We start from the raw sequence: 26606 nt of genomic DNA, 5'->3' as shown, positions 1-26606 counted from the left end.
GCGTTACTCGTTGAAGGCTTCCTCGCGCTTGGCGCGGAGCTTGGGGCTGACCAGCAGCAGGAGCAGCAAGGCGGCGGCGGCCAGCAAACCAGCACTGATCGGGCGAGTCACGAAGACGATCGGGTCGCCGCGCGAGAGCAGCATGGCGCGGCGCAAATTCTCCTCCAGCATCGGACTGAGGATGAAGCCGAGGAGGAGCGGGGCCGGTTCGAAATCGAGCTTTACCAGCAGATAGCCGCAGAAGCCGAAGAGGGCCATGGCAAAGAGATCGAAGGGGTTGCTGTTGACGGTGTAAACGCCGATGCAGCAGAAGGCCATGATCGCCGGGAAGAGCAGGTTGTAGGGAACGGTCAGCAGCCGCACCCACATGCCGATCAAGGGTAGATTCAGGAGCACCAGCATCAGATTGCCGATCCACATCGAGGCGATGATGCCCCAGAACAATTCCGGCTCTTCGTTGACGACATTGGGCCCGGGCGTGATGCCCTGGATGATGAGGGCGCCGATCATCAGCGCCATCACCGGGCTCGACGGGATGCCCAAAGTGAGCATGGGGATGAAGGATGTCTGTGCGCCGGCGTTGTTGGCGGATTCGGGCGCGGCCACGCCTTCGATGGCGCCCTTGCCGAAACGGCCCGGCGTTTTCGACAGGCGCTTTTCGATACTGTAGGCGGCGAAGGAGCCGAGCACGGCGCCGTTTCCAGGCAGAATGCCCAGTGCCGAGCCCAATGCGGTGCCGCGCAGAATAGGTCCGGCCATCATTTTCAGATCGGCCCATTTCGGAAAGAGCCCGGTGACCTTGCGCACCATCACCTCGCGGGTGTGCTCGCTCTCGAGATTGCGGATGATCTCGCCGAGACCGAACATGCCCATGGCGAGCGCCACGAAATTCAAACCGTCGGCGAGTTCGGGGCGATCCAGGGTGAAGCGCGGCTGGCCGGAGAAAATGTCGGTGCCGATCGTGCCCAACAATAGCCCAAGCACGATCATGGCCAGCGCCTTCAGGAGTGAGCCATGGGCGAGTGTCACCGAGGCGACCAGACCGAGGACCATCAGCGAGAAATAATCCGCCGGGCCGAATTCGAGCGCGATGTCGGCCAAGGGCGGCGCGAAGAGGGCGAGCAGAAAAGTGGCCACCGTGCCGGCGAAGAAGGAACCCAAAGCCGCCGTTGCCAGCGCCACGCCGGCGCGGCCCTGCCGTGCCATCTGATAGCCGTCGATGGCGGTGACCACGGATGAACTTTCGCCCGGCAGATTGATGAGGATGGCCGTGGTCGAGCCGCCATATTGCGCGCCGTAATAGATGCCGGCCAGCATGATGAGGGCCGAGACCGGCGGCAGCGCGAAGGTGGTCGGCAGCAGCATGGCGATGGTTGCGATCGGCCCCAGACCGGGCAACACGCCGATGGCGGTCCCCAACAACACGCCGATGAAACAATAGCCGATGTTCTGCAGGCTGAGCGCCGTGTCGAAGCCGAGGGCGAGATTGGCGAAGATATCCATGGCGATGCTTCCTTACTGCCCGTTCAGCCAGCGACCCACGAGCGGGATCGGCAGGCCGAGGCCATAGACGAAGACGCCGACGCAGAACAGCGTCAGCACGGCCGCCAGGATGAGGGCCACATGCGCGCGCGCCATGCGGCTGGCAAAGGCGCTGAGCAGGGCCACGCCGAACAGACTGATGATGAGGCCGATCTCGCGCACGAAGAGGCCGAAGAGGATCGGCGGGATAACGATGAGGAGGAGGCCGCGCCAGGTCCAATGTTCGATCCCGACCGCGCCGCCCTTGAATATACCCACCAGCGTGATGATGAGGCCGAGCAGGAACAGGAGGCCGCTGAGAAGGACAGGGAAGGCGCCCGAATCGAGACGCTGCGGAGTGCCCATCGGATAGTCGATCGCCGTCGCGCCGAACAGGATGGCGATCGCCATCAGCAGCAAGCCGGCCCAAAGATCCCTCGAGCGGATATCGATCGCTTTCATCCCGGTATCATTCCGTAAAAGTCGTCATCTGCAAATGAAAATGCGGTCACGCATAAAAATGCGGCGGAACCAGTCCTCGGTCCCGCCGCGTTTTTCGTCCCTGCGCGCTCGGTCAGTCGGCGTAGATTCCGGCCGCATCAATGATCGGCTTCCAGCGGTCGATCTCGGCCGGGAGATAGGCGGCGAGCGCCTCCGGCGTGGCGCGATCCTCGGCCACCGGCTCGGTGCCGAGCTCGGCGAAGCGCTCGATCACCTTGGGGTCCTTGAGCGCCACCTTGAGAGCCGCCGACAGCTTGTCGATGGCTTCCTGCGGCGTGCCTTTGGGGCCGTAGAGCGCGTGCCAAACCGCCACTTCGACGCCGGCCATGCCGGCTTCCGCCGTGGTCGGGATGTCGGGCAGAGAGGCGACGCGGGCTGGCGTGGTCACGGCATAGGCCTTCACCTTGCCGGCCTTGATATGGCTGGTGGTGTTGGTGGTCTGGTCACAAAGAAGGTCGATCTGACCGCCCAGGAGATCGGTCATGGCGGGGCCGGTGCCCTTGTAGGGAATGGTGGTCATCTGCACCTTGAGCGCATCCATCAGCAGCATGCCGCAGAGATGCGAGGCCGAGCCGATACCGGCATTGCCGTAGCTGATCTTGTCGCCATTGGCCTTGATGTATTCGACCAAGGCCTTGCCGTCGGCCGGTTCGAGATCGGCGCGGGCGATCACGGTCATCGGCACGTCGGTGATGAGGCCGATGGGTGCGAAATCTTCGCGCGGATTATAGGGCAGGCTGCGATACAGCGTGGCGCTGGTCGCTTGGCCGATATGATGAAGCAGCAGGGTATAGCCGTCGGGTTCGGCCTTGGCGACACGGCCGGCTCCCAGTGTGCCGCCGGCACCGCCGACATTCTCGACAATCACCTGCTGGCCCAGTTCGCGGCTCATCGATTCCGCGACCAGGCGCGCCACGGTATCGGTCGGGCCGCCGGCGGCGAAGGGAACCACCACGGTGATCGTATGGTCGGGATAGGATTGGGCTTCGGCGGCGAAGGGCAGCAGAGCCATGGCGAAGGCCGCGGCGAGCATGCGTTTCATGTCAGTCCTCCCAGAAAATGGCGCCGGTTTTGACCGGTCGGATATACGTCACTTGGCTTGACCAAAGTCACGCATTCAGGCCGTCCCTTGTCAAGCAACGTGCCTGTGAGGCGCCCCCTACTTTAGTCGGGAATTCCGGCTCCAGTGTTGCGCCGCAACAAAGAGACGAAGCGCAGCACGAAGAAGAATCCGCACAAGGGGGCCAGCACACCGAGGCCCAATACCCAGGTGACGGCATGAGCAACGTCTGCGGCGCGGAGATCGTCGGTGAGGCCCATGGCATTGGCGACGGCACCTGCCGCTGCGGCCCCGAAGGCGATGCCGAGCGAGCGCATGGTCGGGATCGAGGAGGCGGTGATGGATTCCTCGCCCGGCGTCGCATGGCGCATCGCGGCGGCGACGATGTGGAGATTGGAACTGCCGAGCCCGATGCCGACCAGGGTGTTGAGCAAAGTGAGCACCCAGGCCGGCTGGGAGGTGACGCCGATGGCAAGACCGGCGAGACCGATGACGCAGAGCAGCATGCCGCCGATCATGGCGGCATTCACCGCACCACCCTGCCACCGCGCGGTGAAGACGGAGGCACTGGTCCAGCCGATGGCGAGTGCTGCCATCATGTAGCCGGCGGCGATCGGCGTCTCGCCTTTCAATTCTTGCAGGGCCAACGGCAGGAAGACGCCGATCACGGTATGCGTCATCGAGGCGAGGAACATCGCCCAATAGGCACTGCCCGTCGTCGTCATCGGCGAGAGGGGCCTGCTGGGGAAGAGCCGGTTCTCGCCGGCACGATCGAGGATGAAGGTGCCGTAAACCAGCAAGAGGGCGAGGAGGATGAGCCCGGCGCGGGCCAGGGCGCTGCCGCCTTCGCTGGCGATGCCGATGCAGAGCACACCGGCGGTCAGCAGGCCCATGCGCCGGTAAGGGAAGCCGAAGGTGGCGGGCCTCTCCGGCTTGTCGGCCGGCAGGCGCCGCAAGGCCGCACCGAGGAAGATCAGCACGAAGGGCAGGTTGAACCAGAAGGCACCGCGCCAGAAATCCACGGCGGCAAAGGAGCCGCCCAAAGCGGGGCCGATCAGCGCCGCCACACCCCAGGTCGATGAAATGAGGGCGAGGATCGGCTTCTTCATCGCCTCGGGAAACAACTCGCCAACCATCGCCATGGAGCGCGACAACACGATACCGCCGCCGAAGCCCTGAACGGCGCGGGCGAGGATGAAGAGCGCCATGTTGGGGGCCAGCGCGCAACCGATCGAACCCGCCAGGAACAGGATAGCGCCGATGCAATAGGCCTGGCGGCCACCGCGGGCTCGGCGCAAGGGCGCGGTCGCCGCCGCCCCCACGATCGAGGCCACCATGTAGAGCATGGTCGACCAGGCGTAGAAATGCGCCCCGCCGAGATCGCGTACCACGTCGGGCATGATGGTGGAGACGACGAAGACGTCGACCGCATGCAGGCCGATGCCGAGATTGAGCATGACGACATAGAGGCCGCGGCCGCCGCCGAAAAGCTGGCGCCAGGATCCGGCGCCGGCTTCGGCCGGGCCTTGGCGCGCTGTAGGCGGGGTGGTCATGGGGAAATCCTTGCGGTCGGCATGAGGCGCGCGGCGAATGTAGGTCGGGCGGTGCTCCCCGTCAAAGCCCAGAAGCCCTTATTTTCTGGCGGGATTACACACTTTCGTGGGGTCTAGGGTGTGGCGGCGGAGCCGTATTGGTGGTAGACATCCAGATGGCGTTCATGATGAACAGCCGCGCGCCTTTGGGGGCATGGGTGCACGCGTTGGGACGCCATTATTTGCGGGTGCGACCGTCAGCAGGCCGCGCCTTGAAGGGGATGAACATGACAGCGAAATTGATCCGTTTCGGCAGCAACCCGCCAGCGGTCGAGAACGGCGTGCCCGGCAACATTGTCAGCGGCAATCCGGCCACGAAACTTCAGAACTACTACAGCGATCCCACCGGCCAGTTTTTCGCCGGGATCTGGGAATCGAGCCCGGGTAAATGGCGCGTGAATTACGGCGAGGAGGAATTCTGCGCGATCCTTGCCGGCAAGGCCATTCTGACCGATGCAGATGGTCACGCGGAGACCTTCGGCGTGGGCGATGCCTTCATCATTCCCAAGGGCTTTGTCGGCACCTGGGAGACGATCGAGGCGGTGCGCAAATGGTACGTCATTTTCGAGCCGAAGGCGTGAGTGCCATCCGTGGCATACGGCGCCCGGTGCCACATATCGCCTGCCATGGATTGGATTCTTCATGCGCGTGCTAGTGGTCGACGAGCAGATGGTGCCGCGCCGCATGGCGGCAAAGATGATCAAGGATTGCGGCGTCGCCGAAGTGCTTGAGGCGGAGAGTGCCGATATCGCTCTGGCCCTGCTGGAGGCCGATGAGAAATCGGTGGATCTGATCGTCACCGATCTGCGCTTCGATGGCGTGGCCGGTGCCGAGTTGGATGGCATCGCCTTCGTGCGCCGCGTTGCCGAACGCAGCCTGGCCAGCCAGGTGATCCTGGCCAGTGCCACCGAGGATTGCGTCGTGCGGTCAGTCGCGGCAATGGCGCGGGCGCTTGGCCTCGATGTGGCCGGCCATATCCGCAAGCCCATCGTACCGGAAACATTGCGGCCTTTGGTGCTGCGTCAGCTGGCGCGGCGGATGGCGGCGCCGCTGCTCCGCGCGCGGTCGGTCCATGTCACCGCCGAAGAACTGCGTCATGCGATCCATGCAAAGCAATTCGTGCCCTATTTCCAGCCTCGGGTGCGTTGCGAAGATGGCGCGGTCACCGCCGTGGAGGCGCTCATCCGCTGGCGGCATCCGGAGCGCGGCTTGATTCCACCGGGGGCCTTCATTCCCCTGGCAGATGCCAGCGGGCTGCTCGACGACATCACGGATGTGGTCCTGGAGAAGTCGATCACCTGGGCGCGCACATGGCGCGACATGGGCATCGATATTGCCGTCTCCGTCAATCTGACCGAAGGTTCGCTCTCGCGGCCAGATCTGCCGGCGCGCATCGCCGCCCTGGCGGATCAGCATGGGATCGCGCGGGACCGGGTCATATTGGAAGTAACGGAAGCGGATGCGCTGACGGAATCGCCTTATGCCATGGAGACGTTGGCGCGGCTGCGCATGAACGGATTCGGCCTGTCGATTGACGATTTCGGGACCGGCGTCGGCACGCTGGAGCAATTGATGAACACGCCTTTCACCGAGGCCAAGATCGATCAATCCCTGGTGACCGGCGTCTTCGGCCAACCGCAATTCCTGGGCGTGCTGGAATTCTCGCTGCGCCTGGCGCAGGAGCTCAATTTGAAGACGATCGCCGAAGGCATCGAAAGCAAGGCGGATTGGGATCTGCTATGCGAGATGGGCTGCGACGAAATGCAGGGCTTCTACGTCGCGCGCCCGATGCCGGGGGAAGAAATCGAGGGCTGGGCCCTGGGCTGGCACCGCCAGCCCTTGTAACGCGCCGTCAGTCAGAGCGGTTCGCACAATAGATCGCTGCCATCACGGTACCCTTGACATAGGGCAGCAGACCCAACGTCAAGATCAGCGTCGCCGGCAGCCAGATCGACAATTGGACCCAGGTCGGCGGATGGGCGTAGACCTCCAATCCAAGGAGGCCGCTGACCACGATATGTCCAACGATCGAGATGGTGAAATAGGCCGGCGCGTCGTCGGCGCGCAAGGGCTCGAAGGGCTGGGCGCAGGTGGCACAGGTTTCACGGATGGTCAGATAGCCGCGGAACATCGAACCCGTGCCGCAATGCGGACATTTGCGCCGCCAGCCGCGCAACAGCGCGGTCGTCAGGCTCGGTCGGTCGGCAAGGCTGGTCATCAAGATCGGCTCCTGTGCGGAAACTGCCGCTTAACATAGATCAATGCCGGGCAAGCTCCATGCGGCCCGATGTCGCCCTCACACCATTTACGCAGCCAGGGGCGGGCGGGTAAAGCCATGATTCTGCTCGAATGCACGTGCCGCATTGAGGACGGCACGGTCCCCATAGAGCGGCCCCACGATCTGGAGACCGACCGGCAAGCCATGCTTGCCGAGCCCGCACGGAACGCTGATCGCCGGCTGCCGGGTGAGATTGAAGGGATAGGTGAAGGGCGACCATTCGCTCCATTGCGCAAGGCCGGATCCGGGCGGCACGTCATGACCAGCGGCGAAGGCGCTGATCGGCATGGTCGGCGTCACCAGCAAATCGAAGCGCCGGTGAAACTGGTTCATCGCGACGCTCAAGGCTTCGCGCGCTTTGGTGGCGGCCAGATGATCCATCAATGAGAAGCGGCGCCCTTGGGCGACGATCTCGGCGAGGCCCGCGTCGAGTGCGGCAAGAGATTGTTCCGGATATTGGCTGACGAGAAAAGCGGCGCCGGCGAACCAGAGTGTCTGGAAGGTGGCGAGGCTCGATTTCAGCGGGGGCTCGATAACCTCTACTTTCGCGCCCAGGGTCTCAAAAGTGCGTGCCGCCTGGGCAACGCATTTGGCCACATCCGCGTCGACCGGTTCGCCGCAGAGCGAAGGGGCATAGGCAATGCGCCAGCCGGCGATATTGCCATTGAGGGTTTCGTGATAATCAGGGCGCTCGATCGGAAGCGTATAGCAATCGCGTCGATCGGGACGCGATATCACCGAGAGCATCAGTGCCGCATCGCCCACAGAACGCGCCATCGGTCCCACATTGGCGAGGGTGCCGAAAGGGGACAGGGGGTAGGCCGGTACACGCCCGAAACTCGCCTTGAAGCCGACGATGCCGGTGAAACTGGCCGGGATGCGCACCGAGCCGCCGCCATCGGTCCCGATATGCAGGGCGCCCATGCCCATGGCCGCGGCCACAGCGGCACCACCGCTGGAGCCGCCTGGTGTCGTCTCGGGATTCCAGGGATTGCGCGTAATGCCGGTGAGGGGTGAATCGGTAACACCTTTCCAGCCGAATTCCGGCGTCGTGGTTTTGCCGAGGATCACCGCACCTTGTTCCCGGAGACGCGCGACACTGGGGGCGTCCTCGTCCCAATCCTGCTCTCGATTTACAAGGCGCGAGCCGCGCAAGGTCGGCCAGTCACGTGTGAGAATCAGGTCCTTGATCGATACCGGGACACCGTCCACCAGCCCGAGCGGCTCGCCCCGATGCCACCGGGCTTCGGCGGCCTGCGCTGCCGCCAGCGCGCCATCGGCATCGACCAAGCTATAGGCGTTGAGCCGGTCGTTGTGCCGCTCGATCGCCTGCAAAGCCGCTTGAGTGGCCTCCAGGGGCGAGAGTTTGCCGCTGCGGTAGAGCGCGATCAATTCCTGCGCGGTCAGATAAGCAAGGTCGGTGTGCATCGGCGATTCTGCCCCACGTTGTGGCGGTCGATCTAGGTGCGCTCCAGCATGTCGGCGAATTCGGTGCGGGCCTTGTCGAAATTCTCGGCCCACCATTGGCTGTCGACCAGAACCTGCTGGCTCATATTCTCGGGCTGCGTCGGGTCGTAATCGCGCAGGCTCCGCGGCATGGCCGCCGTCGCCTCCGGATTGGCGGGGCCGACATGACGCAACCCGGTAAACTCGATCTGTCGGCCGGCATCCTGCATATGAGCGATTAGTTTGAAGGCATCGATGCCGGCGGGGTTGCCTTTTGGCACAACCCAGCAACCCGGATAGAGGATGCCGCCGGCCCAGGTGAAGCCGATCTTGCCTTCGCTTTCGCTGGCCAGGGCGACGGCGCGGGTATGCCACAGGCAAGCCATCGAGATGGTCTTGTCGCGGAACATCTGTTCGATCTGCTGGCCGCTTTCCCAGGTCTGCAAGAGCGGCCGCAAACGTGCGAGGCGGCCGACAGCGCGGTTGATGTCGATCGGATAGGGATTGGTGAGGCCGTCGCCCTCGGCCATCATGGCTGCCTCGAAGCCGCCATTCATCCAGCGATAGACAGCACGGCCGCCAGGAAAATTGCGGGTGTCGAAGAAATCCTGCCAGGTCATCGGCGGCCGGCCGGCAAAGCGTTCGCTGTCGAAGGCCAGCACATAGGAATAGGTGTAGCCTGTGGCGCCATGGCTGAAGTTGAACGGCCGCATGATGCGGCTGGCATCCACCGTCTTGTAATCCATGGCGCTGAGGTGTCCCGATTGGCCGAGGCGGATGGCGGTATAGCCATCGGCATCGCAAACATCCCAACTGACATTGCCGGAATCCACCATGGTGCGGATGGCACCTTCGGCCGGGCCCGTGCCGTCGAACAGGATCGTGGTACCGGTCGCGGCCTCATAGCTTTTGCCGAAGGCGCGGGTGAGGCTCTTGATCTCGTCCCCGCCCCAACTCGCAAAGACCAGTTCCTTGGCCTGGGTTGCGGCGACGGTGGGCATCAGCGCGGTACCCGCGCCGGCGCCCAAGGCGGTCATGAATGCGCGGCGCGACCACCCGCGGCTCTGGGCCAGGGAAACGGCATCGGCGAGAAAGGGCGAGAGGGGCATTCGGGATGTCCAAAACGAAACGACCGGATCGGTGTAACCGATCCGGTCGCGGAGTCAAAGCGATATGGATTGCGGGCTTACTTCATCGTCGGCATGACGAATTCGGCGCCCGAACGGATACCGGTCGGCCAGCGCGCGGTGATGGTCTTCAGCTTCGTGAAGAAGCGGATGCCCTCCATGCCGTGCATGTGGTGATCGCCGAACAGCGAGCGCTTCCAGCCGCCGAAGCTGTTGAAGGCCATCGGCACGGGAATGGGAACGTTGATGCCGACCATGCCGACCTTGATCTTGGAGGCGAAGTCACGTGCGGCGTCGCCGTCGCGGGTGAAGATCGCCGTGCCGTTGCCATATTCATGATCGTTGATCAGCTTCACGGCGCTGGCGTAATCGGGCACGCGCACGACCGAGAGGACCGGGCCGAAGATCTCTTCCTTGTAGATCTTCATGTCCGGCGTCACCTGATCGAACAGGCAGCCGCCCAGGAAATAGCCGTTCTCATAGCCCTGCAGTTTCAGGGTGCGGCCGTCGACCACCAGCTTGGCGCCTTCCTTGACACCCTGGTCCACGTAACCTTTGACCTTCTCGAAATGCTGCTTGGTGACGAGCGGACCCATTTCGGCATCCGGATCGGTCCCCGGGGCCACCTTCATGCCACGTACGCGCGGGCTCAGCTTTTCGATCAGGGTATCGCCAACCTTGTCGCCGACAGCCACCGCAATCGAGATCGCCATGCAGCGCTCGCCGGCCGAGCCGTAGCCGGCACCCATGAGAGCGTCGGTCGCCTGGTCCATATCGGCATCCGGCATGACGATCATGTGGTTCTTGGCGCCGCCAAGGGCCTGCACGCGCTTACCGTGCGCGGTGCCCGTTGTGTAGATATATTCGGCGATGGCCGTGGAGCCGACGAAGCTTACCGCTTCGATGCCGGGATGGGTGAGGATTGCGTCCACGGCGGTCTTGTCGCCATGGACGACGTTGAACACGCCATCGGGGAGCCCAGCCTTCTTCAGCAGGTCGGCCACCATGTTGGAAACCGACGGATCACGTTCCGAGGGCTTCAGGATGAAGCAATTGCCGGCAACGAGTGCCATCGGAAACATCCACATGGGCACCATGGCCGGGAAGTTGAACGGCGTGATGCCGGCCACCACGCCCAAGGGCTGACGCACCGACCAGCTGTCGACATTGGTGCCGACATTCTCGCAGAATTCGCCTTTGAGAAGCTGCGGGGCGGCGCAGGCAAATTCGATCACTTCGAGGCCGCGGGTGAACTCGCCCTTGGCGTCGGAGAGAACCTTGCCGTGCTCGGCGGTGATCATCGCGACGATCTTGTCAGTGTTCGCTTCGGCGAGCTGCTTGAACTTGAACATGATGCGGGCGCGGGTCAGCGGCGGGGTCGCGGCCCAGGCCGGGAAGGCGGCGGCGGCATTCTTGACCGCGGCGTCAATCTCGGCCTCGCTGGCCAAAGCCACCTTGGCCTGGATTTCGCCGGTGGCGGGGTTGAACACGTCCGAAAAACGGCCCGAATTGCCGGCCACTTCCTTGCCGCCGATGAAATGATTGATGGTCCGCATGTGCTGCCTTCTCCCCGCCAGTCAGAATTTGCCTCGGCCCATCGGGCAGAAGGCGATTTCAAGATTCGGCGCATATAAAAGCAGTGTTGAGGTGTGGTCAAGATGTTAATCACCACGCTCAATATTCTGATCAAGCCGCGCTGGTTGCTCACTCCCGCGCATCATCTCGGTCTCTCCGATCTGCCACTTCTATCAGGGACTTGTTAGTGTCAGGGACTTGTTAGAGTCGATGTGAGAAGTTCTCCGCCGCCCGAGCAATCGGTTTGAAGCGCGTTTGCCCTGCCCAAGAGAGACAAGATCACCCCATGAAATTCGTAAGTTCCCAACGCATGGTCTCTCTCTTGCTGAGCGTGACGACGCTGGTCGCGCTTTACGTCGCGTTCCGGCCAGTGCCCGGCAATAGTTGGGTTTTGGATTCTCTGACCGGGATTGTCGCCGCCGCGACCGCTGTCGCTATTTGCGCGAGACTGGCACTGGTCACCCCGAGCAAGCTGGCGCACCAATACTGGCGGGTGGTGCTGCTTCTTCTGGCAATCGTCTCGATCAGCCAGTTCGTCGAACCCATACTAAATCAAATCGAGAAAAAATTCGGTCTTGATGGCGCGAGCGGCTATCTGGCCTTGGCGGCAGCCCTTGCGGTCCTGTGGTTGATTGCACGCCTCGATCCACTTCCGGTCGCGAGCCGCCGTGTGCTGTGGGGCGCTTTCTGCCTGCAGGTCGCCGGAACAATCATTGGCCAATGGGGTGATGGACAAGGTGCCGGTGACGATCTCGCCCCATGGCTCGTCGTCGCGGATTTTTTCCGCCTGATGGCGATGCAGGTCTATCTGCTGGGTGCGGTTTTGTTCGTCTCCTATCTGCGCCGGCAGATGTTCGTAACCAGCCGGCGCCCGAGCGATGTGGGCGATGTGGCGCGCTATCTGTTCGTCACGTCGCGGCTGTTCCAGCAGCACCGCTATCCTCGCATCCGAAATTTCGCCGCCCCTGGAGGTCATCTGGGCCTGGGGATTGCGCGCTTCTTTGCCTGGTTCATTCCCATGGGCCGGCGCGTCCGCGATCGCTTTCGACGCAGCCTGTGGCAGCAATTCCGCGACATCTGTGTGCTTGGATTCCGCCATGGGCTCGATGCTCAGGCCTATTACATGTTCGAGTTCTACCGGGCGGTCCCACGGTCGCGAGCCTCGGGCTATCTGACGCGATACGAGACCAAGAATGGCCTGTTCAAGGTCTTGAACTGGCAGGTTCCGAAAATTGGCCGGCGCACGCCGTTGGGCGACAAGCTGATAATGGAACAGCTCTGTACGCGACATGGAGTTCCATGCGTGCCGAATCTGGTCGTGGCCGAAGGTGGAAGGATACAGTTTAAGATCGACCAACCGGCCGCGCTGGAACGGGATCTGTTCCTTAAGCCGCGGCAATTGAAGGGCGCTCGCGGCACGGAACTGATCCGGTTTTCGGGTAATGCGTTCATCCGTGAAGATGGCGAGGTTCTGTCACATGATGGCTTGATGCAGCATGTGGCGAGGCGCTCGCAGGAAGCTCCGATCCTGGTGCAGCCCCGCATCGTCAATCATCCGGGTCTTGCCGACCTTGCCGAACAATCGCTGTTGCCGATTCGAGTCCTGACCTGCCTCGATGCGGATGGAAATCCGGTGATCACCCATGGCATGCTGCGTGTCTTGTGCAAGCTCGAACCGAGCTGGCCGACCGATATCGAGCTTGGTGCGCCCGTGGATCTGGAAACTGGCATTCTGGGCGAGATGACCGGCGACAAGCCCGAAATGGCTTTCGAATGGTATGCTGATCACCCCATTACCAAAGCCGGGATTGTCGGTCGGCAAGTGCCACATTGGGACGAGGTGCGCTCCATCGCCCTGGCAGCGCATGCGATATGCAAGGATCGGCTGCTGATCGGCTGGGATATCGCGATCGGTCCGACTGGCGCGGTGCTCCTTGAGGGAAATTCCTATCCTGACGTGGATTTTCCCCAGCGTGTGCATCGATGTGCGATCGGTGATTCGCCTTTGGGCCCGCTGCTGTTCGCGCGCGTGGTCGATCTTGAGCGGCGGATTGCGAATGATACGTTGCTCCGCGATCGAGATTTTCCAAAAACAGACAACTGAGGAGAGGCAATTCTGTCTGATCTCTCGGAACAACCGCCAGTCCCCGCCGATGCCGGGCCGGCGGGCAGCGACCGGATCACGCATCGAGCGCGCAAGCTATCGGCGCGGCCGGCCTGGCAATTCTCCGATATTCTGACAGCATTGGGATTGGCAGCGCTCGTGCTGCCTGCCTGGCTGCTGCCGGAACGCCTTTGGGGGCCGCTGTGGCGCGGGATCGCGCGCATTCCCGTCTTCACCAACCGGCGTGCGATCGCACGGAGCGCCGATACCATTCAGGCAGCTTTGGGTGAGGTGGATCGTCGGCGTGCGGAAGGAATCGCGCGCGACTTGAGGGCGGCGATCTACGAAATGCGCATGCAGGATCTGCGCGCATGGCGGCCCGGGGGATGGCGCCCGCGCATGGTGCTGGAAGGCGAGCAGCATTTGAAGGATGCCCTTGCCCTGGGGAAGGGCGCCGTGCTGTGGCTGGCGCCCTTCGTGTTCAACAGCGGCCCGACCAAGATCGCGATTCACGAGAAAGGCTATCGCGTTTCGCATTTGAGCAGCCCGCAGCACGGCTTCTCCGAAACGCGTTTCGGCGTTTCCTATCTCAATCGCGTTCGCTGCATCCCTGAGGATCGTTACCTGGCCGAGCGTGTCGTGTTCGACCGGCATGCACCGGCTAGTGCGATGCGACGCCTGATGCGCGCGGTGAAGAGTGGCAATGTCGCCTCGATCGTTGCCGCGTCGACCGAAGGCAGCGATCTGGTCAAAGGGCCGATTTTCGGCGGGCGGCTGCCCGTCGCAATCGGTGCTCCTCGACTGGCCGGATTGACGGGGGCGCCGATGCTGCCGGTGTTTACCGTGCGCGACCCGGCGCTTGGATTTCGGGTCATTGTCGAGCCACCGATCGTGCTAGACTTACATCTTGCCGCGGACGAGCGGGTGGTGGCTGCGGCGGCCGAGTTTCTGCGCCGCAGCGAGCCATGGGTGCGGCGCTACCCCGAGCAATGGCGCGCTTGGAGCAAATGGCGCCGAGCATAGGGCGGGGAGAGAATCATGCCATTGCGCGCGCAGCGATTTGGGGCCGGGGCGTTTACCGCGATGGCCTTCGCCCTTGCCATCGGAACATCAGGGCATTCCGTGCGCGCCGAAGAGCCCCAGGGCGAGGTCGATGCCGAGCGCCTTCTGGGCGAAGGCATGGCGACCCTGCTGCGCGGATTGGAGTTGCTGTTGAAATCGGTACCGCAATACGCGCCGCCGGAGGTGATGCCAAACGGCGACATCATCATCCGCCGCCTGCATCCGGAGGAAGATGAGGACGGCGAGGAGACGGCGCCGGACGATCGGCCCAATGATGCACCGCAGGAAGACAGCACCGAGACCTAGATCTCGGCGTGCTCCAGTTTACATGGCGCGAACGGTGGCGAGGAAGTGATCGACCCGTTCTTCCAGGTTGCCCGCCTGTTCGGCCAGGGTTGAGGCGATGCTGAGCATCTCGCCTGACGAGCGACCCGTGGCTTCCGCCGCCTGGCTGACACCGGTGATATTGACGGCGACTTCGCGCGTGGCGGCCGATTGCTCTTCCACCGCGCTGGAAATCGAGGTGCTGATTCCGCTCACTTGAGAGATGATCTGGCCGATCTCGCGGATGCTGCCGGCGGTGGTCTGACTGGCCTCCTGGATGCTGCGAATCTGCTGAGCGATTTCCTCGGTGGCGCGGCTGGTCTGGTTGGCAAGCGACTTTACTTCCGACGCGACCACGGCGAATCCCTTGCCGGCCTCGCCGGCGCGGGCTGCCTCGATGGTGGCGTTGAGGGCAAGGAGATTGGTCTGTCCCGCGATGGAGGTGATCATTTCGGTGACAGCGCCGATCTTCTCCGCAGCGTTCACCAGCGTGGCGACCATTGCTTCGGAACTGCGCGTGCGTTCGACGGCACCGTTGACGATGTTGCCGGATTCCGAGGTCTGGCGCGCGATTTCACCGACCGATGCCGACAATTCTTCGGTCGCGGTCGCCACAGTGGCGGTCTGGTGATTGGTCTGTTCGGCGGAAACGGCAAGAGCCTGCGCCGTTCCCTTCATCTGTTCCGCCGCGGCGGCCAGGGATTGAACCAGCGATTTCACGTTCACTTCGAAATCACTGGCGAGAGCCGCGTTCTCCTGTTTGCGCCTGGAGAGGTCGGTGGCGAATTTCACCACCTTGTAGGGATGGCCCTTGGCATCGAAGATCGGGTTATAGGAGGCTTCGATCCAGACTTCCTTGCCACCCTTGCCGATGCGCCGGTACTGCCCGGCCTGGAACTCGCCCCGGCGCAGCTTTTCCCAGAATTCGCGATATTCCACCGAATTGCGGTAGCCGGGATCGACGAACATGCTGTGCTTCTGGCCCTTGATCTCCTCCAGGCGGTAACCGAGTACATCGAGGAAGTTCTGATTGGCGTCGAGGATGGTGCCATCGAGATTGAACTGAATGACCGCCTGCGAGCGCTGCAGCGCTTCGATCTGGCCGAGAAGGTCGGCGGCGGCATTCTTCTTCTCGGTGATGTCGATGGCGTATTTGACGACCTTCGTCACACGGCCACGGCTGTCGACGATCGGGTTGTAGCTGGCTTCGATCCAGATCTGCCGGCCGCCTTTGGCCAGGCGCGGGAACTCCGCCGCCTGGAATTCGCCGCGACGCAGCTTGTCCCAGAAAAGCCGGTAGGTATCGCTGTCGCGGTCGGCGGCGTCGACGAACATGCTGTGATGCCGGCCTTTGATTTCCGCCAGGCTATAGCCCATCGCGCTCAGGAAATTGGCGTTGGCGGTGATGATCGTGCCATCCGGCTTGAATTCAATGACGGCCTGCGATCGATCGAGCGCCGACAGTATAGCGGCCTTGTCGCCATGGCTGATCCCAAACATTGTCGTCTCCACACGGTTCGAACTGGATAAGGTACGGTGTCGAAACAGCAAGCGCGGAGCGCAGTTTGGCCCACCTAAAATGTGCCGGATTGCTTGTTCGATGTAGGCGATACGCGATATCTGACAGGTGGATCAGTGTGGGTATAGTAATTCTAGAGTAGATTCACACATAAGTGTATCTACTCTAGAATCGGCGGCAAAGGGCGGATAGAGCATGACCAACAAGGAAGTCGTAACCGGCGCGGCGCGTCTCATTGAGTTGGGGGCTTTGGCGCCGGAGGGCGATTTCGCGCTGGCACCCACCGGCAAGGGCGTTCTCGACGGAACGACCTTCGCGATCAAGGATCTGTTCGATGTCGCCGGGCGCGTCACCGGCTGCGGCAATCCGGATTGGCGGCGAACTCACGAGCCGGCAAGGCAGCATGCAGCGGTGGTAGCGAGGCTATTGGAAGCGGGAGCCCGCGCCATCGGCAAGACCATTACGGATGAACTGGCGTTCAGCCTCAACGGTCAGAACTTCCATTACGGGACCCCCCGCAATTCGGCGGTACCCGAGCGCATCCCCGGGGGATCGTCGGCGGGCTCCGCTGCCGCCGTGGCGGGGCATGCCTGCGACTTCGCTTTAGGCACGGATACTGGCGGTTCGGTCCGTATTCCGGCTGCACTCAACGGCATCTTCGGCATTCGCCCCAGCCACGACGCGGTCGACGAAACGGGCTGCATGACTCTGGCCGAGAGCAATGACACGGTGGGCTGGTTCGCGCGCGATGCCGAGATGCTGCGCCGGGTGGGCGAGGTGTTGTTGCCGGTGGATATCGGTGGATCGACCACGTTCGGTGAGGTCTATCTGCCGCGCGATGCCTGGGCGCTGGCGCGGGATGCGGTCGCCGCGGCTTTGCAGCCGGCCCGCGACCGCGCGGTGGCCGCGATCGGCCCGGCCATCGGGATCACCTTGGCGACTGAGGCCGGCGGCCTTGCTACATGGCGCCAAACTTTCGGTTTTTTGCAGATGCGCGAGATCTGGGCCCAGCACGGCGCCTGGGTCGAGGAGACCAGGCCGCATTTCGGACCTGAGATCGCCGAGCGATTCGCTCTATCAAAAGAGACGGCTGCGGAACCGATGGGTGAGGCGGCGCAATTCCGCGAGACGATCACGCGGCGCCTCGACGATATGCTTTCCACCGGCGGAGTTCTGATTATACCGACCGCCGCCGACATCGCGCCGCTGAAATCCCTGAGCGCCGCCGATTCCGCGGCATTCCGCGCCAGCACGCTGTGCCTGACCTGCATCGCCGGACTGGCGCGCCTGCCCCAGGTGACGTTGCCGGTCGGCCGGGTCGATGGTGCTCCCATCGGTTTGTCGCTGATCGCCCGCAAGGGGCGCGACCGGGCGCTGCTGGAACTGGCCGCGCGTCTGGCGCCGCTGATCTGTCGTTAGCTGTCGTAGCTAAGGAGGGTATGGGTCGGGACCTTGAGGCGGTCTCGACCGTTGAGGAAGGTGAGCTCGATCAGGCAGCCGATGGCGGCCACTTCGGCCCCAACCTTCTCCAGCAGGGTGACGGCGGCGGCCATGGTGCCGCCGGTTGCCAGCAAATCATCGAGTACGATGACGCGCTGCCCGGTGGTAATCGCCTCGGCCTGGATCTCGATCACGTCCTGGCCGTATTCCAGATCATAGGCATGGCGGATCACTTCGCCCGGCAGCTTGCCGCGCTTGCGGATCATCACGAAGCCGGTCCCCAGCCGGTCGGCGAGGGGGGCTGCCACCAGGAAGCCGCGGGATTCGATGCCGACCAGCAGGTCCGGTTTGTAGGGCGCCAGGGTTTCCGTGAGCCGGTTGAGCGCCTCGTGCCAGGCCTCGGCATGGGCCAGCAGGGTCGAAATGTCATAAAAAAGGATGCCGGGCTTGGGAAAATCCGGTACGTGGCGAATATGCTTCTTCAGGTCCATTGGGGCTCTGCGGGCGAAAGGTGAGGGTGGCATCGGGTGGCCGAATAGCGCTAGGCCTATGGCTGTATAAGGTATCGAATCGGGCGGGGAAAGGGCGGATGGGCATGCGCAAGTCGCAGCGAGTGGACAAGGTCGACCTCAAGATTCTGACGGCGCTGCAATCGGCGGGCCGTATCAGCAACCTGGAACTGGCCGCCAAGGTGGGCCTCTCGGCCAGTCCCTGCCATGCCCGCCATCGCCAGATGGAGAAGCAGAAGATCATCCGCGGCTACCGGGCCGATATCGACCTCGGCAAGGTCGCAGATCATGTCGAGATCCTTTCCTTCGTGACGCTTCACAAACACGGGCGGGGCCAGCAGGGCGCCTTCGAGCAGCTGATCGAGGACACGCCCCAGGCGATCGCCTGCTACCAGATCTCGGGCAATTTCGACTACATCGTCCATTTCGTCTGCCGGTCGGTCGGCGATTACGTGACCCTCCACAACGCGCTGATCGAGCAGGATCCCAACATCGCTTCGGTCACCACCAACGTGATCATGTCTGAAACCAAGAAATTCGCCGGCTATCCGCTGAAGGAATTGATTGAGCCGGTGGAAGCGGCGTCATAGTAAAGGAATAGTAAATCAGGAAATTCTGCTTCTGCAGGACCCCTGACTGCGCAGAAATTCTGCGATCCGGCCGATCAAAAATCACAAATCCCGTGAATCCGTGCCTATCTTCTGCCTTGCCAAGACAGGCAGATCGCTGCGTCGGAAGCACCCTCACGGGTCCTCCCACGCGGCGATTTTTCTTTTTCCGGGGTTTTGCCCCCTTAAGCGCCGAAGGTTGCAGCCAATGACGAAGATTGCCACAGCCCGCGTGAAGGCTTCCCAGCCGCGACGAAGCCGAGATCTCCAGACCAGCCCGGTGCGCGCCCAATTGGCACCGCAGGCGGTGATCGCCAACGATGCCGGGCCGCGGCCCGAGCGCGCGCTGCAATTCCTCGCCGAGCACAAGCCGGCGACACCCTGCCTGGTGGTCGACCTTGACGTGGTCGAGCGGAAATACGCGGCGCTGCAAGCGGCCTTGCCACAGGCGGAGATCTTCTATGCCGTGAAGGCCAACCCGGCGCCGGAGATTCTCGGCCGTCTGACCGCTGCCGGCTCTTCCTTCGACACAGCCTCGTCCGGCGAAATTCGCGCGGCGCTGGCCGCTGGCGCGACGCCCAACCGTGTGTCATTCGGCAACACCATCAAGAAGCCGTCCGATATTGCCTGGGCGCATGCCGAAGGCATCGACCTCTTTGCCTTCGACGCGATCGAGGAATTGCGCAAGATCGCCGCCCATGCTCCGGGTGCGCAGGTCTATTGCCGCATTCTGGTCGAAGCCGAAGGCGCCTTGTGGCCGCTTAACCGGAAATTCGGCTGCGTCCCCGACATGGCGGTCGATCTCCTGATCGAAGCGCGGGCACTCGGCCTGAAGCCGGTCGGCGTCTCGTTCCATGTCGGTTCGCAGCAACTCGATCCCGCGCAATGGGACCGCGCGATCGCGGCTGCCAAAGGTGTTTTCGCGCGCTGCGCGGAAGCGGGCGTCGTCTTGCGCATGATCGACCTTGGTGGTGGCTTTCCGGCCGAATACGCGCCCGGTGTTGCCGGCATCGAGGCCTATGGCGCGGCGATTGCCGACGCTCTGAACACGCATTTCGGTGCCGAATGGCCTCGCCTGATCATCGAGCCCGGCCGCTACATGGTGGCCGATGCCGGTGTCATCGAAGCGGAAGTGCTGCTGGTCTCGCGGAAATCCGCCGAGGAAGAGCGGCGTTGGGTCTATCTGGATATCGGCCGTTTCGGCGGTCTGGCCGAGACCGAGGGTGAGGCGATCCGGTACCGGGTAGAAGCCCTGGATACCGTCGCCGCCGCCACCGGCCCGGTGATTCTGGCGGGTCCCACCTGCGATTCCGCCGATATCCTCTACGACAAGGCGAACTATCGCCTGCCGCTGGATCTCAAGGCGGGCGACCGGGTCCGGCTGCATTCGACCGGGGCCTATACGACGACCTATTCGGCGATCAATTTCAACGGCTTCGATCCCTTGAAGGCCTATTTTATTTGATCAGCGCCGGGTGATAGCGTTGTTGCCGACGTAAAGCGGGCTGCTAGACTGCAGCCCGCTTTGCATTTGAGGTATCTATGTCCGACCCCGGCTGGGTCAAATTCGCCGTCAGCGGCAATGTCGCCACCTGGTCGTTCGGTGGCGCCTGGACCATCGACCATGCCGCCAAGCTGTCCCGCGACCTGGCAGAGGCTGGTGCGCCCGGCAGTGGCGCGGCGGTCTTCGATCTCGGCAACCTGCAGCAATTGGATACCTCCGGCGCCTGGCTGATCACGCGGCTGGGGCGGGCGATGGACGCCGCCGGCATCAAGGTCGAAACACGGGCCGGGGATCCGGATCTCGCCGCCTTGTTGCAGCGTGTGGCGGAAACCCGCGACGTCCTGCCGGCGCATCCCCGCCGCCGCAATCTTAGCGACAAAATCGCCGAACTTGGCGCGGGGGTCGAAACGATCCTGCTGGACTCGCGCGATCTCGTCGCCTTTCTGGGCGCGCTGGTCCTGGCCCTGGGGCGTTTGTCTCTCACACCCTGGAAGCTGCGCTGGAACGCGATCTTTTCGCACCTGGAACAGACCGGCCTCAACGCCTTGCCGATCGTGGGCTTGATCAACATGCTGGTGGGCGTCGTGCTGGCCTTCCAGGGTGCCGATCAATTGGCGCGCTTCGGCGCGCAGACCTTCACCATCAACATGCTGGGCATTTCGGTCTTGCGCGAGATGGCGGTGCTGCTGACCGCGATTGTGGTTGCCGGCCGGTCTGGTTCCGCCTTTACCGCGCAGATCGGCACCATGCAGGTGAATGAAGAGGTCGATGCGCTGCGCACGATCGGCCTCAATCCGATGGATGTGCTGGTGGTGCCGCGCGTCATCGCGCTGGTCATTGCCCTGCCGCTGCTGACCTTCTTTGCCGACATGATGGGATTGCTGGGTGGCGGCCTGATGTGCGTCGTGTTGCTCGACATTTCGTTCCAGCAATATCTCAGCCTGCTCAATCAGGCGATTACCACCGACCAGTTTTGGGTCGGCATGTCGAAGGCGCCGTTCTTTGCGGTCCTGATCGCACTCGTGGGATGCTTCGAGGGCCTGCGCGTGAGCGGCAGTGCCGAAAGTGTCGGCCGGCTCACAACGCGTTCGGTGGTGGAGTCGATTTTCCTGGTGATCATCGTCGATGCGCTGTTTTCCGTCATGTTCTCCTATCTCGAGATCTGACGCGCCATGGCCAGCAATCCAGAGATCGCCATTTCACTGCGCGGCATCGTCAACCGCTTCGGCACGCAGGTCGTGCATGACGGGCTGGACCTCGATATCCGCAAGGGCGAGGTGATCGGCATCGTCGGCGGGTCAGGTACCGGAAAGTCGGTGTTGATGCGGACCGTCATCGGTCTCAATAGGCCGGCGGCAGGAACGATCACCGTGCTGGGTTCCCGCATGGATCAATTAAGCGACAAGGAGCGCATGAAGATCGAGGCGCGATGGGGCGTCCTTTTTCAGAACGGCGCCCTGTTCAGTTCTCTGACCGTCGCGGAGAACGTGCAGGCGCCGATGCGCGAACATACCGATTTGCCTGAAGACCTGATGGACGAATTGGCGGCGCTCAAGATCCGGCTGGCCGGCCTGCCGGCGGATGCCGGGGCAAAATACCCCTCGCAGCTATCGGGCGGCATGAAGAAGCGCGCCGGAATCGCCCGTGCGCTGGCGCTCGACCCGGATATCCTGTTCCTGGACGAGCCTACGGCGGGTCTCGACCCGATCGGCGCCGCCGAATTCGACGAGCTGATCAAGAACCTGCAGCGGAGCCTGGGTCTCACCGTTGTCATGATCACCCATGATCTGGACTCTCTGGTGGCGATCTGCGACCGTATCGGCGTTCTTATCGACCGACGCATTCGGGTTGGCACTTTGGCCGAGCATCTTAAGGACGAGCATCCGTGGATCAGGCAGTATTTTCACGGCAAGCGGGCACGCGCGGCCGGCATCGGCGCCTGACCGGCAGGCGCGGGCATCAAACGATAGACGAACGAACGGATTACGAGGCAATACGGCATCATGGAAACGCAAGCACGACATTTGGCGGTGGGCAGCTTTGTGCTGTTGCTGATGGCGGGCGTCTTCGTCTTTGTGCTGTGGGTGGCCAAGTTCCAGGGGCAGACCGTCTATGATTCCTACTATGCACGCTTTTCCGGATCGGTGTCGCAGCTCCGCGTCAATACGTCGGTGAATTTCGGCGGCATTCCAGTCGGGCGGGTCACCGACGTGCGCATCGATCCCGAAGACAGCGCGCTCGCGCGCGTCGATTTCGAGGTGCGCCGCGGCACACCGATCCGGGTCGATTCCCGCGCCACGCTGGAAATGCAGAGCATTGCCGGCGGTGTCGGTCTGGCGGTCAGTCGCGGCAGTTCGGAGGCGGATCTGTTGCCTCCGAACAGCGAAGTGACAGCGGCGCAATCGGCGCTGGAGCGCCTGACACGGCAGGCCCCGGATATTCTGGCCAAGGTCGACGGCATCGCGAACCATCTCAACGAGATGCTTTCGCCGGCCAATCGACAGGCGCTGAGCGATACGCTGAGCAATCTGCGCGATCTGTCGCAGGGCCTTAAAGAACGGACGCCGCAGATCGATGCTTTCCTGACCGATAGCGATCAGGCGGTGAGGGAAATTGCTGCCGCCGGCGCCGAATTTCGCAAGCTCGCGGAGGATCTGCAGGTGAGCCTCGGGCCGGCCACCAAAGAGGCACAACAGGCGATGAAAGCATTCGGCGACATGTCACGCTCGTTCGAAGCCACCTCCGCCGAGATGGCTGCCCTGCTGGCGGAGAACCGTGAGCCTTTGCGGCAGTTCTCCGGCACGGCGCTTTATGAGGCGACCGATCTCCTGGCGCAGATGCGCGAACTGGTCGCCTCCATGGCGCGGATCACCCAGGAGATCGAACGTGATCCGGCCCGTTTCTTTTTGTCCGATCGTAGCAAAGGCGTTGTCGCCCCATGATCCCAATGCGACCCACCCTCACCACGCGCCGGCATGCGCTGGTCCTGCTGGCCGGTTCGGCAGTGCTGGCTGGTTGCGGCGTTATTCCGGAAGTCAATGTACCGCTCAATCTTTATTCGCTGTCGCCGGACGTAGCACCGATCCAAAACCCGCCCACGCTCGATTGGCAATTGGTGGTGGCGACACCTGCCGCGGGTGCGGATCTCGGCACCAACCGCATAGCCCTTAGCCGTGCCGTCAATCGCATCGAATATTTCGCAGAAGGTGTGTGGTCAGACGCGGCGCCGGCTCTGGTGCAATCCAAGTTGATCGAAGCGTTCGAAAGCGCTGTGCCGGATCTTGCCGTGGGCCGCGATGCCGCGGGCCTCAAACCCGACTTCATCCTGCAATCCGATCTGCGCGACTTCCAGGCGGAATATTCGGGCGCCAGTGCCGAAGCGGTGGTGAAGATTGCGGCACGCCTGGTCAAGATGCCGGAGCGGCGCATCATGGGCACGATCACGGCCCAAGCACGACGCCCGGCCGCTGGCGGTGGCTTGCCGGGAATCGTGACCGCCTTTGAAGCCGCCCTCGGCGACGTGTTCGCACAACTCATCCCAGGCGTTCTCGCCGCCGCCAAGTCCTGATCCCGTTTCAAGAGAGTGATTTCCGCATCATGAGCCATGTTCTTCATCGCGATCTCAAGCACGCCTTGCCCAAGGCTGTGAAAGGCGAGGGCGCCTATATCTTCGACAGTACCGGCAAAAAATATCTGGATGCGTCCGGCGGCCCGGCCGTTTCCTGTCTCGGCCATTCGCACCCCAAGGTCATCGAAGCGGTGCGGCGGCAGGTCGGCGAGATCGCCTTTGCCTATTCCGCCTTCTTTACGCATGACGCGATCGAGCAACTGGCCGACAAGCTGGTCTCGCAGGCGCCAGCCGGCCTCACGCGCGCCTTCTTCGTCTCCGGTGGTTCGGAGGCAAGCGAAGCGGCGATGAAACTGGCACGGCAATACTTCCTTGAAATCGGTCAGCCGCAGCGGCGGCATTTCATTGCCCGCGAGCGCTCCTATCACGGCAATACCCTGGGCGCCTTGTCGCTCGGTCATGACTTTGCACGGCGCCAGACTTATGAGCCGTTGCTGCTGCCGGTGACGCATATCGCGCCCTGCTATGAATATCGCGAGCGCCGCGCGGATGAATCGGTGGAAGCCTATGGCCGCCGCGTCGCCGACGAATTGGAGACAGCGATCCTCAAGATCGGGCCCGATCAGGTGGCGGCGTTCTTCGCCGAGCCGGTCGCAGGTTCGTCTCTGGGCTGTGCCGAACCGGTGCCGGGTTATCTCGCGCGGCTGCGCGAGATCTGCGACCGCTATGGCGTGCTGCTGGTGTTCGACGAGGTGATGTGCGGCATGGGCCGTACCGGCCATCTTTTCACCTGCGCCGAGGACAATGTCGTGCCCGACATCCTGACCATGGCCAAGGGGCTGGGTGCGGGCTACCAGCCGATCGGGGCCTTCCTGGCCCATGACAAGATCGTGCGGGCGCTGGAAGATGGGTCGGGGCAGTTGAAGCACGGCCATACCTATGCCGGCCATACCATGGCCTGTGCTGCAGCTTTGGCGGTCCAGGAGGTGTTTCAGGAGGAAAATCTCATCCCTCGCGTGCGCGATCTCGGCGCCAAATTGCGGGCGCGCCTGGACGATTCCTTTGGCCAGCACCCGCATATCGGTGATATCCGCGGTCGTGGCCTGTTCATCGGCCTGGAAATGGTGGCCGATCGGGAGACGAAGCAAGCCTTTGATCCCGGCGAAAAAAAATGGCTGAAACTGCGGCAGGCGGCGATGTCGGTGGGCCTCATCTGCTATCCGGCCGGGGGCTGCATAGATGGTCGCAGCGGGGACCATATCCTGCTGGCGCCGCCTTTCAATCTGGCTGATTCCCAATTGGACGAGATCGTCGACAAGCTGGGCCAGGCGCTGAAACTCACCGTCGGGTAACCCGCTAAGTGTGTGATTGCGCAAAATTTTAAATGTCGACGGGTTTTGGCGTTATCGGTACTTTAACCAATAGGCCTTTACCTGATCGGCAGATGAGTGCCGCTGGATTCTGGAGATTGCGCCGATGGCTGGGATGCTGACGGAAGCCGATGTTCGCAAGTTGATGACCGATCCGTCGCCCGACGCCCGCGTCGAGACGGCGGAAAAGCTGTCGAAGGCCTTCTATGGCGGCGAACTGTCCGACAAAGAGCGTACTCTCGCGGCAGAGATTTTCCGCATCATGGTGCTCGATGCCGAAGTGCGTGTGCGCGAGGCCCTTTCGATCAATCTGAAAGCCAGTCCGGCCCTCCCGAGGGACGTGGCACTCAACCTCGCCAAGGATGTGGAATCCGTGGCGTTGCCGGTGCTCGAATTTTCCACCGTGCTGGACGATTCCGATCTCATCGATATCGTGCGTTCGTCGGGTGCGGAAAAGCAGGTCGCAGTCGCGCGGCGCGCCAATGTGTCCAACGATCTCGCCAACGCGCTCATCGATCATGGCCGCGCCGGCAAGGTGGTGGCGACCCTGGTCAACAATCCCGGCGCCGATCTCAAGGACATCGATCTTGAAAAGGCTTTTGCGAAGCACGGCACCGATTCATCGGTCTCCAATTCGCTGGTGAGCCGTCACAACCTGCCGCTCACGGTCGCGGAAAAGATCGTGGCGCGCGTCTCCGAAGCCTTGCGCGAGCATTTGCTGTCGCATCGCGAGATTTCGGCCGAAATGGCTGCCGATCTGGTGTTGCAGGCGCGAGAGCGGGCGACCGCCGGCCTGCTGCCGCCCGGCGTCAAGTCGGCCGATGTGGTTGAATTGGTCAAGCAGTTGCGCGACAACCAGCGCCTGACGCCCTCGCTCATTCTGCGCACGCTGTGCACGGGTGATATTACCTTCTTCGAGGCGAGCCTGGCCGTGTTGGCCAACATGCCGATCGTCAGTGCCTGCGTTCTCATCCATGACGAAGGCAAGCTCGGCCTGCAATCGATCTATCAGCGCACGCCGCTGCCCGCCAATCTGTTCCCGGCCTTCCGCGTTGCCTTCGATGTGGCGCGCGAGATGGAATATGACGGCGGCGACAATGATCGCCAACGCTTCTCGGCCCGCGTCATCGAACGCGTGCTCACGCAATTCGAGGATATCGGCAACGACAACCTCGAATATCTGATGAAGAAGCTGAAACAGCTCGCCGCATGAAGCATCTATACGGTTTGCTGGTAGCGGCAACGCTGTTCATCAGCGCGCCTGCATCGGCCTGTGACCAGCAGGAAGCGGTCGACCTCATGGTCAAGCTTTCGACCGCCTTGGGGCAGAAGGCCGGTGCCGCTCAGACGGAAGAGGAAAGTCTCGCCGTCGCGGCGGCAAATGCACGGGTCAATGAGGCCGGCGAAGCCCTGGCTGCCGGCGACACCGACAAAGCCTGCGAAATCTACCGTGCCGTGGCTGCGCAAGAAGGCATCAGCCTGGAGTGATCTGGGCCAC

25 protein-coding genes are annotated in these 26606 nt (G+C 62.8%); 15 read left to right on the top strand and 10 right to left on the bottom strand.

Annotated elements, in window-relative coordinates; all coding sequences use genetic code 11:
- Window positions 1-3: 3 nt before the first annotated feature.
- The 4 genes from ACE3PR_RS12700 to ACE3PR_RS12685 all read right to left on the bottom strand — a co-directional run bounded on the left by ACE3PR_RS12700 (window position 4) and on the right by ACE3PR_RS12685 (window position 4635).
- The gene (locus ACE3PR_RS12700) at window positions 4-1503 is read right to left on the bottom strand and encodes a tripartite tricarboxylate transporter permease (protein ID WP_374372417.1); all 1500 of its coding nucleotides are present in this window, start codon (window positions 1501-1503) and stop codon (window positions 4-6) included.
- Window positions 1504-1515: 12 nt separating this feature from the next.
- The gene (locus ACE3PR_RS12695) at window positions 1516-1983 is read right to left on the bottom strand and encodes a tripartite tricarboxylate transporter TctB family protein (RefSeq protein ID WP_374372415.1); all 468 of its coding nucleotides are present in this window, start codon (window positions 1981-1983) and stop codon (window positions 1516-1518) included.
- A 112-nt stretch (window positions 1984-2095) separates the two neighbouring features.
- Entirely contained in the window at window positions 2096-3064 is a 969-nt protein-coding gene (locus tag ACE3PR_RS12690) for a tripartite tricarboxylate transporter substrate-binding protein (RefSeq protein WP_374372413.1), read from the bottom strand.
- Between the two features lie 122 nt (window positions 3065-3186).
- The gene (locus tag ACE3PR_RS12685) at window positions 3187-4635 is read right to left on the bottom strand and encodes an MFS transporter (RefSeq protein WP_374372411.1); all 1449 of its coding nucleotides are present in this window, start codon (window positions 4633-4635) and stop codon (window positions 3187-3189) included.
- A gap of 266 nt (window positions 4636-4901) precedes the next feature.
- Between ACE3PR_RS12685 and ACE3PR_RS12680 the strand changes: the two genes are divergently transcribed.
- Window positions 4902-5255, top strand: a complete 354-nt coding sequence (locus ACE3PR_RS12680) for a cupin domain-containing protein (protein WP_374372409.1) — start codon at window positions 4902-4904, stop codon at window positions 5253-5255.
- A gap of 61 nt (window positions 5256-5316) precedes the next feature.
- The gene (locus ACE3PR_RS12675) at window positions 5317-6519 is read left to right on the top strand and encodes an EAL domain-containing protein (RefSeq protein WP_374372407.1); all 1203 of its coding nucleotides are present in this window, start codon (window positions 5317-5319) and stop codon (window positions 6517-6519) included.
- Window positions 6520-6526: 7 nt separating this feature from the next.
- Here the strand turns inward: ACE3PR_RS12675 and ACE3PR_RS12670 are convergent, their stop codons facing one another.
- The 4 genes from ACE3PR_RS12670 to ACE3PR_RS12655 form a co-directional block, all read right to left on the bottom strand.
- Window positions 6527-6892 (bottom strand): DUF983 domain-containing protein, encoded by a 366-nt coding sequence (locus ACE3PR_RS12670; RefSeq protein WP_374372404.1) that lies wholly within the window; start codon window positions 6890-6892, stop codon window positions 6527-6529.
- Window positions 6893-6979: 87 nt separating this feature from the next.
- On the bottom strand, window positions 6980-8380 hold the full coding sequence (locus ACE3PR_RS12665; protein ID WP_374372402.1) for an amidase: 1401 nt from the start codon (window positions 8378-8380) through the stop codon (window positions 6980-6982).
- Between the two features lie 32 nt (window positions 8381-8412).
- Window positions 8413-9507 (bottom strand): extracellular solute-binding protein, encoded by a 1095-nt coding sequence (locus ACE3PR_RS12660; RefSeq protein WP_374372399.1) that lies wholly within the window; start codon window positions 9505-9507, stop codon window positions 8413-8415.
- A 77-nt stretch (window positions 9508-9584) separates the two neighbouring features.
- Window positions 9585-11081, bottom strand: coding sequence for a CoA-acylating methylmalonate-semialdehyde dehydrogenase (locus ACE3PR_RS12655; protein ID WP_374372397.1), 1497 nt, complete (start codon window positions 11079-11081; stop codon window positions 9585-9587).
- Between the two features lie 305 nt (window positions 11082-11386).
- Between ACE3PR_RS12655 and ACE3PR_RS12650 the strand changes: the two genes are divergently transcribed.
- The 3 genes from ACE3PR_RS12650 (at window position 11387) to ACE3PR_RS12640 (ending at window position 14572) form a co-directional block, all read left to right on the top strand.
- Window positions 11387-13204, top strand: coding sequence for a sugar-transfer associated ATP-grasp domain-containing protein (locus tag ACE3PR_RS12650; RefSeq protein ID WP_374372395.1), 1818 nt, complete (start codon window positions 11387-11389; stop codon window positions 13202-13204).
- Between the two features lie 159 nt (window positions 13205-13363).
- The gene (locus ACE3PR_RS12645) at window positions 13364-14227 is read left to right on the top strand and encodes a lysophospholipid acyltransferase family protein (RefSeq protein ID WP_374372393.1); all 864 of its coding nucleotides are present in this window, start codon (window positions 13364-13366) and stop codon (window positions 14225-14227) included.
- Between the two features lie 15 nt (window positions 14228-14242).
- Window positions 14243-14572, top strand: a complete 330-nt coding sequence (locus ACE3PR_RS12640) for a hypothetical protein (RefSeq protein WP_374372391.1) — start codon at window positions 14243-14245, stop codon at window positions 14570-14572.
- An 18-nt stretch (window positions 14573-14590) separates the two neighbouring features.
- Here ACE3PR_RS12640 and ACE3PR_RS12635 read toward each other — a convergent pair whose 3' ends face one another.
- The gene (locus tag ACE3PR_RS12635; protein WP_374372389.1) at window positions 14591-16090 is read right to left on the bottom strand and encodes a PAS domain S-box protein; all 1500 of its coding nucleotides are present in this window, start codon (window positions 16088-16090) and stop codon (window positions 14591-14593) included.
- 214 nt (window positions 16091-16304) lie between these two features.
- Here ACE3PR_RS12635 and ACE3PR_RS12630 point away from each other — a divergent pair, with 214 nt between their 5' ends.
- Window positions 16305-17528 (top strand): amidase, encoded by a 1224-nt coding sequence (locus ACE3PR_RS12630; RefSeq protein ID WP_374372386.1) that lies wholly within the window; start codon window positions 16305-16307, stop codon window positions 17526-17528.
- On the opposite strand, the gene ACE3PR_RS12625 is transcribed toward ACE3PR_RS12630, so the two are convergent.
- Entirely contained in the window at window positions 17525-18040 is a 516-nt protein-coding gene (locus ACE3PR_RS12625) for an adenine phosphoribosyltransferase (protein WP_374372384.1), read from the bottom strand. The genes ACE3PR_RS12630 and ACE3PR_RS12625 overlap by 4 nt on opposite strands.
- A 98-nt stretch (window positions 18041-18138) precedes the next feature.
- On the opposite strand from ACE3PR_RS12625, the gene ACE3PR_RS12620 reads away from it, so the two are divergent.
- From ACE3PR_RS12620 to ACE3PR_RS12580, 9 genes are all read left to right on the top strand, one after another.
- Window positions 18139-18648: an Lrp/AsnC family transcriptional regulator gene (locus ACE3PR_RS12620; protein ID WP_374372382.1), complete on the top strand. Its 510-nt coding sequence runs from the start codon at window positions 18139-18141 to the stop codon at window positions 18646-18648.
- A 226-nt stretch (window positions 18649-18874) separates the two neighbouring features.
- Window positions 18875-20131 (top strand): type III PLP-dependent enzyme, encoded by a 1257-nt coding sequence (locus ACE3PR_RS12615; RefSeq protein ID WP_374372380.1) that lies wholly within the window; start codon window positions 18875-18877, stop codon window positions 20129-20131.
- 77 nt (window positions 20132-20208) lie between these two features.
- Window positions 20209-21336, top strand: a complete 1128-nt coding sequence (locus ACE3PR_RS12610) for an ABC transporter permease (RefSeq protein ID WP_374372378.1) — start codon at window positions 20209-20211, stop codon at window positions 21334-21336.
- A 6-nt stretch (window positions 21337-21342) separates the two neighbouring features.
- Entirely contained in the window at window positions 21343-22113 is a 771-nt protein-coding gene (locus ACE3PR_RS12605; RefSeq protein ID WP_374372376.1) for an ABC transporter ATP-binding protein, read from the top strand.
- A gap of 60 nt (window positions 22114-22173) precedes the next feature.
- A complete protein-coding gene (locus ACE3PR_RS12600) occupies window positions 22174-23112 on the top strand; it encodes an MlaD family protein (RefSeq protein ID WP_374372374.1) in 939 nt (312 codons plus the stop codon).
- Window positions 23109-23738 (top strand): ABC-type transport auxiliary lipoprotein family protein, encoded by a 630-nt coding sequence (locus ACE3PR_RS12595; protein ID WP_374372371.1) that lies wholly within the window; start codon window positions 23109-23111, stop codon window positions 23736-23738. The genes ACE3PR_RS12600 and ACE3PR_RS12595 overlap by 4 nt, the downstream gene beginning before the upstream one ends.
- Window positions 23739-23767: 29 nt before the next feature.
- Entirely contained in the window at window positions 23768-25090 is a 1323-nt protein-coding gene (locus ACE3PR_RS12590) for an aspartate aminotransferase family protein (protein ID WP_374372369.1), read from the top strand.
- 124 nt (window positions 25091-25214) lie between these two features.
- On the top strand, window positions 25215-26321 hold the full coding sequence (locus tag ACE3PR_RS12585; RefSeq protein WP_374372366.1) for a DUF2336 domain-containing protein: 1107 nt from the start codon (window positions 25215-25217) through the stop codon (window positions 26319-26321).
- Window positions 26318-26596: a hypothetical protein gene (locus ACE3PR_RS12580; RefSeq protein WP_374372364.1), complete on the top strand. Its 279-nt coding sequence runs from the start codon at window positions 26318-26320 to the stop codon at window positions 26594-26596. The genes ACE3PR_RS12585 and ACE3PR_RS12580 overlap by 4 nt, the downstream gene beginning before the upstream one ends.
- The last annotated feature ends 10 nt before the right edge of the window (window positions 26597-26606 follow it).

It is taken from the genome of Dongia sp. (assembly GCF_041909655.1).
Classification (GTDB): domain Bacteria; phylum Pseudomonadota; class Alphaproteobacteria; order Dongiales; family Dongiaceae; genus Dongia.
The sequence above is the reverse complement of the archived record's forward strand: the minus strand, read 5'-3'. Positions and strand labels throughout refer to the sequence as shown.